The organism is Mycobacterium sp. NGS50 (genome assembly GCF_059812545.1).
Genome location: NZ_JCALCW010000040.1, coordinates 1 through 15207, shown reverse-complemented (window position 1 = coordinate 15207; position 15207 = coordinate 1). Strand labels below are relative to the sequence as shown.

General features: G+C 69.0%; 6 protein-coding genes. 4 read left to right on the top strand and 2 right to left on the bottom strand.

All coding sequences use genetic code 11. The features are described from left to right. Positions 1-16: 16 nt before the first annotated feature. Positions 17-4486, bottom strand: a complete 4470-nt coding sequence (locus AC5Y36_RS22285) for an amino acid adenylation domain-containing protein (protein ID WP_500043143.1) — start codon at positions 4484-4486, stop codon at positions 17-19. Then, positions 4483-9477 (bottom strand): amino acid adenylation domain-containing protein, encoded by a 4995-nt coding sequence (locus AC5Y36_RS22280; RefSeq protein ID WP_500043142.1) that lies wholly within the window; start codon positions 9475-9477, stop codon positions 4483-4485. The genes AC5Y36_RS22285 and AC5Y36_RS22280 overlap by 4 nt, the downstream gene beginning before the upstream one ends. Before the next feature lie 80 nt (positions 9478-9557). Here AC5Y36_RS22280 and AC5Y36_RS22275 point away from each other — a divergent pair, with 80 nt between their 5' ends. Genes AC5Y36_RS22275 through nbtC form a run of 4 tightly spaced genes read left to right on the top strand, consistent with a single transcriptional unit; the run spans position 9558 to position 15164 of the window. Beyond that, positions 9558-10121 carry a GNAT family N-acetyltransferase gene (locus AC5Y36_RS22275; protein ID WP_500043141.1) on the top strand — a complete coding sequence of 188 codons (564 nt, stop codon included), beginning with the start codon at positions 9558-9560 and terminating at the stop codon, positions 10119-10121. Beyond that, entirely contained in the window at positions 10121-10855 is a 735-nt protein-coding gene (locus AC5Y36_RS22270; RefSeq protein ID WP_500043140.1) for a thioesterase II family protein, read from the top strand. The genes AC5Y36_RS22275 and AC5Y36_RS22270 overlap by 1 nt, the downstream gene beginning before the upstream one ends. Further along, positions 10852-12153, top strand: coding sequence for a beta-ketoacyl [acyl carrier protein] synthase domain-containing protein (locus AC5Y36_RS22265; protein WP_500043139.1), 1302 nt, complete (start codon positions 10852-10854; stop codon positions 12151-12153). The genes AC5Y36_RS22270 and AC5Y36_RS22265 overlap by 4 nt, the downstream gene beginning before the upstream one ends. Beyond that, positions 12150-15164 (top strand): nocobactin polyketide synthase NbtC, encoded by a 3015-nt coding sequence (gene nbtC, locus AC5Y36_RS22260; protein WP_500043138.1) that lies wholly within the window; start codon positions 12150-12152, stop codon positions 15162-15164. The genes AC5Y36_RS22265 and nbtC overlap by 4 nt, the downstream gene beginning before the upstream one ends. Positions 15165-15207 lie beyond the last annotated feature (43 nt).

Genomic DNA, 15207 nt, shown 5'->3' with positions numbered 1-15207 from the left:
CTTTCCGTGCCGCCTGTCACGCCGAACCCGTCGGTAGAGCGGCCGCCAGCACGCCGATGCTGCGCTGCCACAGGTCGGTCAGTTGGTCGATATCGGACTCGGTGAACAGCGCATCGCTCCACAGCCAGGCCGCCGTCAGCTGCGGCCCGTCGTCGGTGGGGCGGATCCACGCGCTGGTCTGCAGCGCAAAGCGCAGCGGCAGGTCCGGTTCGGGATCGATCGGCAGTACTTCGGAGTCAAGCTCACTCAGCAGCGACCACGGCTGATCGGTGACGCCGCTGAGGTCCAGGCGGCCCAGGTAGCTGAACATCAGCTGCGGGTCGGGCGCCTGCACCAATTCCGGGACCTCGTTGCGGTAGCGCAGCAGGCCGTAGTCGAGGCCGTCATGCGGAATCGTACCGAGGTAGGAAGCCACCGAGTCGAGTAGTTCTCTCGCGGCGCCCGGATCGGCCTGGGCCGCTTCGATATCCACCGCGTGCGCACCGGCGCCCAGCCGTACCGGGAAGGCACAGGTGAACCATCCGACGGTGCCGGTGGTGTCGGTGTTCAGGGCGTCGTCGTCGCGCCCGTGGCCTTCGAGTGCGATCAACGCGCCCACCGACGGATCCTGGGATCGTTCGCGCCGCCAGCTGGTCACCGTCATCGCCGCTGCCGCCAGCAGGAATTCGCGGACACCGTCGCCTCGGCTGAGTGCGGCCAGGATGCGTGCGGTGACCTCAACCGGTGTGGCGACCGGCGCCACCCGCAGCGTCGACCAGGTATCACGCGTGGGGTCGGGATGCCGCGCACCCAGTGCCGGGTCGGGGTCGCGGACCTGCGCTACCCAGTAGTCGCGCTGCTTCGCCACCTCCGGTGTGGTCGCCCGCTCCCCCATCAGTTGAGACCACCGGCGATACGAGGTGAACTCGGGCAGCGCCACCGGTGTGGCCCCGGATGTCAGCGCTCGCCACGCCTCGGCCAGGTCGGTGAGGATGATCTGCCAGGACACCACATCCACCACCAGGTGGTGCACGGTCAGCAACAGCGCCGGGCTGCGGTCGGTGGCCCGCACCCAGGCAGCGCGCAGCATCGCACCGGCAGACGGATCGATGTCGTCGATGTTTTGCCGCGCCGCCACCGCTATCGGCGCGTCGGTCCCGGTGAGCACATCGGCAGCCTGGACCGCACCGGGTTCCCGGGTCATCAGGCGGGGGCCGTCGCCGGTGTCCACCAGAATCGAGCGCAGCGCCTCGTGCCCGTCGAGCAGCAACTGGAGCATCTGCTCAATCGAGGCCCGGTCGGCCTCGGCGGGCAGCCGGATCAGCACACTATTGGTGAAGCGGCGGTAATTGCCGTGCTCGAACAGCCAGGACACCATCGGCAGCGGCAGCACCTCGCCGTAGCCGGCACTTTCCATCGTCCCCGCCTCGGCGGCGGTCGCCTGCGCGTCCGCGGCCGCGGCGAGACGTCGAATCGTGGACGCGGTGAACACCATCCGCGGACTCACCGTCAGGCCCCGTGCACGTGCCTTGTGCACCAACGAGATCGCGACGATGCTGTCCATCCCGATCTCGAAGAAGTCGTCGTCGAGGTCGGGGATCGTGCCGTTGAACTGCTCAGCGAAGATGTCGCACAGCGACCGCTCGGTGTCGGTGCACGCCTGCGGGGCGCCGGCCCCCGCCGAGAGCGCGTCGAGCGCCAGTCGCTCCAGAACCGGGCCGTCCAGCTTGCCATTGGCGTTGACCGGCAGCCGCGACAGCGAGACGATGCGGGCCGGAACCATGTATGCGGGAAGCTGTTCGGCCAGGGCGGCCCGCAGCTGGGCCGGGTCACCGTCGGTGTGCCACACCACGGCGCCGATGAGGCTGACCCCGCCGGCACGCGGCACAGTGCACACCGCCGCGTCCTGCACGTCGGGCCGGCCGCGCAGTGCAGCCTCGATCTCCCCGATTTCGATCCGGTAGCCGCGGATCTTCACCTGGGTGTCGCCGCGGCCGATGTAGCCGTACCCGCCGTGCGCCAGCTGCCGCACCAGATCACCGGTGCGGTACATGCGTTGACCGGGCCGGAACGGGTCCGCGACGAAGCGTTCCGCGGTCATCGCCGACCGTCCCAGGTAGCCGCGGGTCAGCTGCGCACCGGACAGGTACAGCTCCCCCACCACCCCGGTGGGGACTTTCCGCAGAGCCGAATCCAGGACATAGCCCGCTGTTCCGGTGTTCGGGATGCCGATGGTCGGTGTCGGGTACTGCCGTACCGGGGCCACCACCGCCTCGACCGTCGTCTCGGTGGGCCCGTAGCAGTTGAAGACCGCGGTCGACGGCAATGCACCCAGCCGCTCCCACAGCGCACCGTCGATCGCCTCCCCGCCCAGTGCCAGCACCGTCAGTGGGTGCTCTGCCAGCCCCGCGGCGTCGAGCTGGGCGAACATCGTTGGCGTGGTATCGATCATGTCGACGCCATGGGTGATCATTCCGCTCACCAGCTGATCGGTGTCGCGCATCTCCTCGGCATCGAACAGGTGCAGACTGTGCCCGTCGAGCAGTCCCACCAGCGGCTGCCAGGAGGCGTCGAATCCGAACGACCAGGCGTGCGCGATGCGCAGCGGGCGGTTCAGCCGCGCTGCGGCGTCACGGTAGACGCGGTCGCGGTGGTCGGCGAAATAGCTGAGCAGGGCGGCGTTGGTGCCGATCACGCCCTTGGGTTCACCGGTTGAGCCGGAGGTGAAGATCACGTAGGCGGCCTGATCGGTGTGACGGCCGACGTCCGAAAGCGTTGCGGTGCCCTCGACCGGTTCGTCCAGGGGCAGCGTGCGCCACGGCCCGTCCGGCGGCAGGTAGCCGTTGTCGGTGATGACCACCACCGGGTCAGCCTGGCGCAGCATTGATTCGATGCGCGTCTGCGGCATCGTGATATCGAGCGGGAGGTAGGCGCCGCCGGCGGCGAATACCGCCAGGATGGCGACGACGGTGCGTGATGAGCGCGGCAGCGCCAGCGCGACAACCGTTTCCGAACCGACGCCGCAGCCGGCCAATACCGCGCCAAGCCGGGTCGCCTGCGCATGCAGCTCGGCGTAGCTGTACCGCTCCCCGCTGCTGGTGCTCAGCGCCAACGCATCCGGTGTGGCGTCGACCTGCCGCTGGAACGCCTCCCACACCGTGCCGTCCGGCGCCGGAACCGGCGTCATCGCAACCTCGGTGCGTTCGGCGGCGGTGCTGACGTCGAGTGCGTCCGGTCCGGCGTCCCCGATAGCGGGCAGTTGACGCAGCAGCCCGGCCAGTCGTTCGCAGACATCGTCCGGTGCGATGTGCGGCAGCGCTTCGCGGATCATCTCCACCAGAACCACCAGCGCATCGTCGATCAGGTGTGAGACGACCGTCAGCGGGTAGTGGGTCAGGCTTTCCATCTCGATCGGGTGGAAGCTGGCCCCATCGGGTGCGGTCACGCTGCGAATCGCGTCTCCGATCGGCGCGTTCTCGAAGACGAACAGCGTGTCGAACATCGGTCCGTGGCCGCGCTCACGTTGCAGCTGCGACAGGCTCAGATAACCGATGTCGCGCATCACCGACGATTGCCGCTGCAACTGCACGCATTGTTCGAGCACCGAGGTGCTGCTGCTGATCTCGTGCACCACCGGCACGGTGTTGATGAACAGCCCCACCATGCTCTCGACGCCGGACAGCTGTTCGGGGCGGCCGGAGACGACGGTGCCGAATACCACGTCGCGGCGATCGGTGAGCCGGCCGAGCAACACCGTCCAGGCGAACAGCACCGCGGTGTTGAGCGTGAAGCCGTTGCTGCCGGCCCACTGCCGCAGCCGAGTCGTGTCGTCGGCCGACAGCAGCAGTTGTGCGGTCTGCGGCACCGCACCGGCTGCCGTGGCATTCGCCTCGGCCACCATCAGCGGACCCGACACCCCGCGCAGGTACTCGGCCCATTTGGCAACCGCGGCAGCGTTGTCCTGTTTGGCGAGCCAGACGATGTAGTCGCGGTAGGGCGGAGCGGGCGGCAACCCGTCCACTGATCCCCCGGCGCCGTACACGGCGAGCAACTCGGTGAAGAACACGGCCAGTGCCCAGCCGTCCACCAGGATGTGGTGGACGGTCAAGATCATCCGGCGGCGGGTCTGGCCGGGAACGCTCAGCAGCACCACCCGCAGCGCCGGGCCCCGGCTCAGATCGAACGGTACCCGCCGCTGCGACCGCGCGATCGCCTCGAATTCCTCTGGGGCCGCGATACGTTCGGACCAGGGCAGTTCGGCGTGCGCCGGCACGATCTGCACCGGCTTGGGGACATCGCGATCCCAGAACGCGGCCCGCAGGTTGGGGTGGCGGTCCAGCAGCGCTTGGGCGCTGCGCCGTAGCAGGGCGACGTCGACCGGCCCGTCGATGTCCACGATGAACTGCATGCTGTAGAGGTCGACGTCGTCTTCGGCCAACCGGTGCAGCGCAAACAGCCCTTCCTGCAACGGGCTGAGCGCGAGAACGTCCTCGATCTGTGCGGTCACGACTGCTGCTGCCAGGATGCGGTGAGCGCCGCCAGGGCGTCGGCGTCCAGGCCGGATGCGCTCATCGGTGTGTAGTCCTGATCGGCCGTCGGCTCTGCTGCGGTGTCCGTGGCCCGGTCGACCGCCGCGGCCAGTTCGCCGATCGTCATGTGCTCGAACACCATGGCGGGGGTGAAGACCCGGCCGCGCGCGCCGGCCTGGGCCGACCATTTGATGGAGATGATGCTGTCGCCGCCGAGCGCGAAGAAGTTGTCCTCGCGGTCGACGTCGGAGATCTCCAGCAGCTCTTCGAGCAACTCGATCAGGATCCGTTCGGTTTCCGCCGACCCCGCCGCGACCGGCGCCGAGGAGCCGCCGGCAGTCGACGTGGGCGGGGCCAGCAGCAAGGCCAGCTGATCGTCGGGAAGCACCGCCAGTTCGGTCACCGCGCGGTCCGGGGTTTCGGCGAAGCCATCCAGGACCGCACGCAGCGCGTCGGCGATCAGGCCGACGCTGGCGGCTTCATACAGGTCGGCGTTGGCGACGACCCGGACTTCCAGCTCGCCGTCCGCCGTCACGTTCATGCCGATGTCGAGGTCCAGCAGTGCGATGTCGAAATCGATCGGACGCGGCACCACAACGGTTTCACCGGTTCCGGTGAGGTCGCGCGGCTGCAGACCCCAGTCCGGGCCGCGGAAGTGAACCATGTGCTGGAACAGCGGATTCCGGGACAACGACCGGGGCGGGTTGATCGCCTCCACCAGGCGCTCGATGGGCAGCTCCTGGTGTGCGACCGCGTCGAGCACCGTGTCGCGTCCGCGGCGCAGCACGGTACGCAGGCTGGGGGCGCCGGACAGGTCGTTGCGCAGCACCACCACATTCGCGAACAGTCCGACCAGGTTGGTGGTGGCGGCATCGACGCGAGAGGCGACCGTGCTGCCCACGGCCAGCTCGGTGCCGGCCCCGAGTGTGTGCAGCAGCACCGCGACCGCGGCCTGGTACACCATGAACTCGGAGGCGCCGGCGTCCTCGGCCAGTTGAACCAGGCTGGTGCGGCGCTCGGCCGGAACCGTGAAATGGACTGTGTGGCCGCGTTTGCCGATGACCGGCGGGCGCGCGTGGTCGGTGGCGACGCAGGTTTCGTCGGGCAGTCCGGCCAGTGCCTCGCGCCAGTGCGCGACCTGAGCCTGTCCCCAGGCGCCGGCGGCGTCGAAGGCGCTGCGCTGCCACAGCGCGTAGTCCGCGAACTGGATCGGCAAAGCCGCCCACCGCGGTGCGCGCCCGCCGTCACGGCGGGCCCGGTATGCACCGATCAGGTCGTCGAAGATGACGCCCAGCGAGGTGTGGTCGCTGACGATGTGGTGCACGTTGAGGAACAGCACGTGGGTAATCGGGTCGACGGCCAGCAGCGTGGCGCGGATCAGCGGCGCGGTCTCCGGGGTCATCACCTCCCGGCGCAGCCGGTCCATCGCGTCGTCGACCATGTCGGCGGTCACCGCCTCGACGGCCAGCTCAATCGTCAACTCCGGCACCACGACTTGATAGGGAACCCCGTCGAGTTCGACGAACCGGGTCCGCAGCGCCTCATGGCGGGCCACGACGTCGTTGAGTGCCGCGGCCAGCAGGACGGTGTCCAGCGGGCCGTCGAAACGCAGGGCCAGCGGAAGGTTGAAGCCGTCGTGCGGGCCCTCGAGCCGGTACTGGAACCACGCGGCCAGCTGCGAATAGGACAGCGGCAACCGCTCCGGGCGGGGCGACGCGACAAGGTCGGGGCGCTGCGGTCCGGCCGGCTGCGCCGCGGCGTCGTCGAGGGTGTCTTCGGCATCCATCTCGTCGAGGTCGATGTCGAACTCGTCGCGGAACCGGGCGACCAGGGCGGCGGCCAGTCCGGCCGGTGTCGGGGTGTCGAACACCACCCGCACGGCCAGGTCGATGCCGAACTCCGCCCGGACCTGTGCCACCAGTCGTGCGGCCAGCAGCGAGTGGCCACCCAACTCGAAGAACGAGTCGTCGGCGCCGACTTTGTCTTCGCCGAACAACTGGGCGAAGATTCCACATATCCGCCGCTCGGTCGCGGTCGTCGGCGCACGATACCCGCCGGCCAGGATCCGCGTGGTCGCGGGCAGTGCGCGTTTGTCGAGTTTTCCTGCCGGGGTCAGCGGGATCTCGGCGAGTACCGCAAAGGCGTTGGGCACCATGTAGTCCGGCAGCAACGACGCGGCATGCGCCCGGATCTGGTCGAGATCCGGTTCGGCATCGGGCAGCAGGTAGGCGGCCAGCAGCGGCCCGGTGTCGGTGCCAGAGTTGGTTTCGGTGGCGACGACCAGACATTGCCGCACGGCCGGATGCGTGGCGATCGCCGACTCGACCTCGCCGAGCTCGATGCGGAATCCGCGGATCTTGACCTGCTCATCGGCGCGGCCCGCGAACTCCAGCTCCCCGGATCGGTTGCGCCGGACCAGGTCACCGGAACGGAACAGTCGTTGACCGGGGTTGAAGGGGTCGGCGACGAATCGCTCCGCGGTCATCGCCGGCCGGTCCAGGTATCCGCGGGCCAGCTGAAGCCCGCCCAGATACAGTTCGCCGACCACCTCGTCGGGCACCGGCTGCAGCTGGGCGTCCAGGACATAGGTGTACACGTTGCGGTTCGGCACGCCGATGGGCACCACTCGGGAACCGTAGGGGCCCGAAACCGGCATGTGGGTGGCGCACACCACGGCTTCGGTCGGGCCGTAGTGGTTGCGCAGTTCGGCGTCGAAGTGGCCGGCGAACCGGTCGGCCACCTCACCGGGCAGCGCTTCGCCACCCACCGGAACGTGGCGCAGCTGGCGCCACTGGGGCAGCGGCGGCAGGTCGAGTACAGCGCGCAGCGCCGAGGGCACCAGCTGTACGACGGTGACCCGGTGCCGGTCGATCACGTCGGTGAGGTAGCCGAAATCGCCGGTGCCCGTCTGGGTGGGCACCACCAGTGTTGCCCCCAGCGACAAGGTCAGCAGCATCTCCGCCACCGACGCGTCGAAGCTCACCGAGGCCGACTGCAGCAGCCGGTCCTCGCCGGTCATGCTCCACTGCGCGCCGAACCCGGCCAGGTGCTCGGCGATCGCATGATGCGTGACCGCCACGCCCTTGGGTCTGCCGGTGGAGCCGGAGGTGTAGATGACGTAGGCCAGGTTGTCCGGCCGCAACGGCCGAATCCGGTCGGCATCGCTGACCGGGCCGTCCGGCAGTGCGGCGGCGGCCCGCTCGGCGGCCTCGAAGTCCTGCGGGCCGACGACCACGCGCGGCTTGCTGTCGGCGATCAGGTATTCGATCCGTTCGACCGGGTAGGTCGGGTCGATCGGCAGGTATGCCGCACCGGCTTTGAACACGGCGAGCATCGCGACGACGAATTCCACCGAGCCGGCCATCTGCAGGCCGATTACGTCCTCGGTTCCGATCCCCTGCCCGATCAGCCAGCGGGCCAGCCGGTTGGTCCTGACGTTGAGCTGGTGGTAACTCAATTCGGCGTCATCGGAGACCACCGCGGTGGCCTCGGGTGTGGGGGCGGCCGCATCGAGCAGCGCGACCACCGTCATCGGGGCGGTCGGGACGAGCTCGCCCTGTGAGTGCGCCAGCAGCGCGGCCCGCTCCTCGGCGCCGAACAGGTCCAGCTCGGCCAGAAGCTGTCCGGGCCCGCTCAGCGCGTTCTCCAGCAGCCGAAGGTAGTGGGTGAGCATCTGATCGACGAGTGCGGCACTGAGAACGTCGGTGTGGTACTCGAATTCGATGAGTCCGGCGTCAGGTACCACCGCGAGAGCCAGCGGAACCTGCGCGCTTTCGGCGCCCAGCTCGAGTTGGGTTGCGGTGACGCCGTTCAGCGCGAACCCGCTGGCGTCCTTGCGCATGCTGAAGCCCAGCCGCACCAGATCGCTGCCGTCGCGGCCGCCGGACCGGGACGGATTCGCCTCGCGGATCACCCGATCGATACCGACCGACTGATGCGCGAAGCCGTCCAGGCAGGTTTCGCGCACCTCGTCGACCAGCGAGGTGAAGGTGTGGTGCGCCGCGGGGGTGAGTCGCAGCAGCAGCGTGTTGCCGAAGTACCCCACAGCGTTCTCGGCGGCGGCCTTTCGGTCGGTGACCGGGACCGACACCAGCAGGTCCGACAGGTCGCTGTAGCGGCGCATCAGCACCCCGAACGCGGCCAGCAGCACCATGAACGGTGTCGCGGAACGTTGCCGGGCGAACTCGTCCACCCGGCCGAGCAACTCCGCGGGCACCGCAAGGGTGCGCCGCTGCGCCTGTCGGGACGGGTTGACGGCGCCGGGGCCGGGCAGCTGTGGCGGTTCGGGCAGCGGCTGCAGGGTGCGCCGCCAATAGTCGACGTCGGCGTCGGTGGGCTCGACCGGGGGCTGAAGTACCTCGACGGCGACGAACTGCGGCGCCGCCCCGGTGCGTGGCCGTCCGTTGTAGGCCGCGCTGAGGTCGTCGAAGAACACCGCCCAGCAGTCGTCGTCCCAGCAGATGTGGTGCACGGTGAGCAAAAGCACGAATTCCTGTGCACCGCAGCGCAGCAGGGAGACCCGCAGTGGCGGCTCGGTGGTCAGATCGAAGGGCCTACCGAACTCCCGTTGCGCGACCGCATCGAGCGGTCCGGTGAGATCTTGTTCATGCCAGGCGATCTCGCCTTCGTCGCGAAACTGCTGATACGGCTCACCGGCCGCGTCCACACCGTAGATGGTTCGCAGGATCGTGTGGCGGCCCACCACCTGAGTGAACGCATCGCGCAGCCGCTGCGCATCCAGCGGCCCGGTCAGCCGGTAGGCGACGCAGATGTTCAGTGTCGTGTCGGCCGCATCCAGTGCTTGTACGAACCACATCCGGCGCTGCCCCGGCGACAGCCGGTACCGCTCGCCGGCCCGCAGCGCCGGCGCGTCGTCGCCCGCCGGAGCCGTCCCCAGACCGCTGTCGGCGATGCGCCGTCGTAGCAGCTCCCGACGTCGTTCCTGCAACGTCTTGGCTTGATCCGTCACGTGCGCGCAACCCCTCCAGTTCGACCTCCACGGGTTATGTTAGCCTTCGCTAAGTTGGAGGATGCGTGTGGGAGGCAAGGGTGCACACACCGGACCTGGCCACCCATCGGGCGGTACTGGACCTCGACGGGGTGCTCAGTGAGTTTGTGCTGCGACCCCTGGACCTGGACGCCGATCTGGACCGGATGCATGACTGGATGAACGACCCCGAGGTCGCCCGCTTCTGGAACAAGCCGTGGTCAAAGGATCGGATCGCGTCCTACCTGCGCGAGCAGCAAGAATGCCCGCACTCCGATCCGTACCTGGGCGTGCTGGACGGGGTGGCGATGAGCTACTGGGAGCTCTACCGCGCCGATCTGGATGCACTGGCCCAGCACTACCCGGCCCAAGAGCACGACGCCGGTGTGCACATGCTGCTGGGGCCGGCGGAAACCCGCGGTCAGGGGCTCGCCGTGGCGCTGCTGCGGGCGGTGTCCGACTTTCAACTGGAGATGGACCCGCGCGCCACCCGGGTCATCGGCGAGCCCGACCGGGAGAACGTCCGGTGCATCCGGGTGGCCGAGCGGGCCGGGTTCCGGCACGTCGACGACCTCGACCTGCCGCACAAACGGGCCGCGCTACTGATCCGCGACCGGGAGCAGTGATGGCACGAACACTGGGCTGGATCCGCCAGTTCCACCGGCCGCAGTCCCCGGAGAACCCGTTGCTACTGGTCTTTCCGCACGCCGGCTCGGGTGCGTCGGCCTACCGTGACTTCTCCAAGCGGCTCAGCTCCGACTTCAACGTGCTGGTGTTCCAGTACCCCGGGCGCCAGGACCGCGCGGCTGAGGCGCCGCTGGACTCGCTGCCCGCGATGGCCGCCGGGGCGTTCGACGACTTCCGCGGCTCCGATCACCACCACGGCGGCCCCATCCTGACCTTCGGGCACAGCATGGGCGCACTGGTGGCGTTCGAGTTCGTCCGGCTCGCCGAGGCCGCCGGGATCCAGGTGCGGGCCCTGACCGCTTCGGCGGCCGTCGCGCCCTGCCAGGTCGCGGCCAAGCCGCCGCATCCCAGCTCCGACGAGGACATCCTCAACCATCTGGCCTCACTGGAGGGCACCGACGCCGACGTATTCGCTCATCGGGAGCTGATGCGGTTGACGTTGCCCGTCATCAAGGCCGATTACCGGGCGTTCGACGCCTACGGCTGCTCCGACGATGTCACGATCTCCGCCCCGGTCCACGCGCTGGGAGGCGACCAGGACCCCTACGTCACCCTGGGCGATCTGTACGGCTGGGGCAAGCACACCGACAGCCTCGACGTCACCGTCTTCGACGGCGGGCACTTCTATCTCAACCACCACCTCGACGCGGTTGCCGAACTGGTGGCCAAGTGACGGCCTTCGGGTCCGACCCGATCGTCATCTCGGGGATGGCGGTCGAGGCGCCCGGCGGCATCAGTACCCCCGCCGCGCTGTGGTCGGCGCTGACCGAATCCCGGGAACTGCTGACCGCATTCCCCCGCGACCGTGGCTGGCCGATCGACGAGTTGCTCTCGGCGCCCCAGCTCGACGGCTGGGGCCAGGTGTGCGACGCCGGCGGGTTCCTGGACGACTCAGCGCAATTCGATCCGGGCTTCTTCGGCATCACCCACCGCGAGGCGTTGGTGCTGAACCCGCAGCAGCGTGTCGCGATGCGCGTCGCCTGGCGGGTGCTGGAAAACGCCGGCATCAATCCGGGCACGGTCGCCGGAGCGGAGGGCGGTTGCTTTATCGGCATGTCGCCGATGGAATACGGTCCCCGCGCCGCCACCGCCGACGCCTACAGCGGGCACCGGATCGCCAGCCTGGGCCAACTGGGCGCCGCCGGGCGGATCTCGCACAGCCTGGGCCTGATCGGGCCCTCCATGTGCGTCGACTCCGCCTGCGCCTCCTCGCTCACCGCCCTGCAACTGGCGGCCAACGCGGTCCGCAACGACGAATGCGACTGGGCGTTGGCCGGTGGCGCATGCGTGATGGGTTCTCCCGCAGCGTTCTTCGAGTTCGCCCGCCTCAACGCGCTCTCCGACGACGGGCATTGTCGCGCCTACTCCGATGACGCGACCGGCACCGTGTGGGGTGAGGGGGCCGGCATGGTTCTGGTCGAGCGCGAGTCCCGCGCCCGCGAATCAGGACACCCGATCCTCGGGCGCATCCTGGCGGTGCGCACCAACCACAACGGCAAGGGCAAGCCGCTTTTGGTTCCGCGGGTGCGCGCACAGGAGCAACTCATCGCCCGAACCCTGGACGCGTCCGGCGTCGACCCGGCCGACATCGGCATGATCGAAGGGCACGGCACCGCCACCCGCGCCGGCGACCCGGTCGAGTTGCTCGCCATGTTCAAGACCTACGGCGCCGCCGGCTGCCAGGCGCTGTTGGGCTCGATCAAATCCAACGCCGGACACGCCCAAGCGGCGTCGGGCATCCTCGGCCTGATCAAGCTGCTGCTCGCCGGCCAGCACGGCCACGTTCCGCCAACACTGTTCGCCGACAACCCGACCAAAAAACTGGACTGGGACCTGACCGGTTTGCGGCTGGCGACCAAGCTGCACCCCTGGCCCGCCAAGGACGGCGTCCGCTACGGCGCCACCTCATCGTTCGGCGCCGGCGGCTCCAACGCGCACGCCGTGATCGCCATGCCGGCAGGTGCACGATGACCGTGCTCAGCTACCAGCTACCGAACGGCGCCATACCGGTCCTGGTCACGTCCGACACAGCCGAGCTCCTGCGAGCCGAAGCCGCCGCGCTTCGCTCTTATGCGGCAACACATCCCGAGTACAGCGTCCAAGAGCTCGCCGGGATGCTGTTCCGGACCCGAATCGCACGCCCGCACCGGGCGCTGTGCATGGTCGGTGACCACGACGAGTTGCTGCAAGCCCTGCAGGCGGTAGCCGACGGCGTCGAGCACCCCGCGGTGGTGTGCAGCGACGGTCCGGCCACCGCACGCCGCGTCGGCTATGTGTTTCCCGGGCAAGGCGGTCAGCGCCCCGGCATGGGTCGCCACTACTACCAGCAGGTGCCCGCCTACCGCGATGAAGTGGACCGCTGCCTGGCGGAATTCCGGGATCGGTTCGGCGAATCACCGGCCGATTACCTTCTGCGCGAGGATCATCCATCTGCGGCCGGCACCAGCGTCATTCAGCCCGCGTTGTTCGTGCATATGGCGGGCCTGGCCGCGATGTGGCGCGCCTTCAGGATCACGCCGCACGTCACCGTCGGGCACAGCCAAGGCGAGATCGCCGCGGCCTATGTCAGCGGCATGGTGCCCCTGGCAGACGCGGTCAGCGTGGTCGGGGTCCGGGCGCGGGCTGCCGATGAGTTCGTCGCCGGCGACTACGCCATGGCCGTCATCGCTGCTGACCGTGACACGTGCGAGACGCTGCTGGCCCGTTGCCCGGGATGGGCGCAGCTGTCGGTGATCAATTCGCCGAACATGACGGCCGTTTCGGGTGACCGCGCCTCCGTTGAGGCCATCGTCGCCACCTGCACCGAGCGCGACACCTTCGCACGGATCATCGGCGTGCACTACCCCGCGCACACCAGCGCCGTCAACGAGCTCGGCGACAAGGTCAAGGCGAGCCTGCGCGAACACCTGCAGCAGGCGGCGTTCCTCGACACCGATATCGCCTGCCTCGGCAGCACCCTGGGTGAACCCCTCACCGCGGATCTGCCGGTCGTGGACTATTGGTTCTGGAACTTGCGCAACACCGTTCGATTCGACAAGGCGGTGGGGGCGGCAGCCGCGTTGAGCGTCGACACCTATGTCGAGCTCTCCGACCATCCGGCGCTGCTGTTGGCCATGGAGGAGAACCTGGTCGCCGCTAAGGACGCGGCGGCGACGGTGGTCGGCACGTCCACCCGCACCGCCGCCGATCTCGGCGAGTTCACCCGCAATTTCGCGCGGGTTGCCGTCCGGGATCTGGACTACCCGTGGGACGTGCTGGCCACCGAATCCGACGGTCCCACTCCCCTGCCGCTAGCCGAGTTTCCCAACGCCTTGATGAACGAGGTTCGGCTGTGGCTGCCGTGTGTGGAGCCGGGTACCCGAACCGTTCATGAGGCGCCCGCTGCCGCACCGGTGGGTGCCCCCCGGCTCCTAGCCGAACAGTGGGCGCGGCTCTCACAGCGAAAACTGGTGGCGCCGCGGACCATCGGCATCATCGACCACAGTGGTGGCCGTGCGGAACTGGCTGAGGCGCTCTGCCGGGCCGCGGCCGACATCGGGGCCGCGGCGCAGGTGATCGACACCGCCCGCAGCGACCTGGACACCTACGTCGTCTTGCTTCCCCCGACCCTGAGCCAAGACGGCGCCGCCGCGGCTGCCGACGTTGCGGCGTTCTTCGCCGACGCCGCCTGGTGGCCCGGCGCCGGCGACCAGCTGACCGAGTGCTGGCTGGTCACTGCGGGCGCGGAGGCGGTGGTTGCCGGTGACACCCACCTCGACCTGGTGCATGCCGCCGTGAGCGCCGGGTTCCGCTGTCTGGGAACCGAGTACCCGCGGGTGCGGTTCCGGCACCTCGATCTGCCGGCCGGCGCTTCGGCCGATTCCACGGCCGGTGTCGTCTCGGCGTTGCACTGCGCCGAGGAACCCGAGCTGGCGCTGCGCGACGGCGGCCTGTACGTCAAGCGGATCGTTGCCGGTGACGCCGGTGTTGGCGAATCCCTGGCCGTTCCGGGGCACGTCCTGATCCTCGGCGGAACCGGGAATGTTGGGCTGGAGTTCTGCGAGCACTTCGCCGGCCGCGGTGCCCGGCGCATCACGCTGGTCAGCCGATCCGGTGAAACCGACGCCGTCGCGGAACGGGTAGCTCAGATCCGTTCCACCGGCACACAGATCGACGTGGTGAGCTGCGATATCGGTGATTCGACGGCGGTTTCCGACTTGGCGGACCGGCTCGCCGATGCACCGGCCGACATGATCATCCAGGCGGCCATGGTGCATTCGGATGCCGACCTTGCCGGTATCACGTTGACGGATGCTTCTCAGGCGTTGCGCGCCAAGGCCATCGGCACTGATGTGGTACTGCGGTCGGTCCCGCGCACCTCCCAGTGTCGGGTGGTGCTGTGCTCGTCGGTGACGGCAACCATCGGCGGTCGCGGCCAGATCCTCTACGCGGCGGCCAACCGGATGCTGGACGCCATGGCGCACCGGTTGCGCGCCGAGGGATTGGACTGTGTCGCCGTGCAATGGGGTCAATGGACGACCCTTGATCTCGATCCCGCCGGGTCGGCGAAGCTCGCCGCCACCGGGGTGCTGCCGATGACGCCGGCCGACGCCATCGCAGTGGGCATGACCGGGCTGCAGGGCAATGCCATTGTCGCAGCGTTCGATCTCGACCGGGTGATCCCGGTGCTGGGTAGCTACGGGTACGGCCCGCTGCTGTCCGAATTGGGCGACGCTCGGGCGGCCACCCCGGTCGCGTCCGAGCTCCCTGTCTTGACGGGCGACGTGTCGCAGCGGCTGACCGCCATGCTGGCGCAGACGATCGGCGTCGACGACATCGGCACCATCAACCCTGGTATCCCTATGGTCGCGATCGGTCTGGATTCGCTGCAGGCGCTGGAGTTGCGGCGGCGGGTGAAGTCGGAGTTCGGCTACGAGCTCGACGTCACAGATCTGTTGGGCGGCGCGACAATCGCCGACCTGCTCGCCAAACTGGGCGGGTAATCTCGCGCGGCCCATCAACGGCCAACCGCCTGCGGTTCGAGCG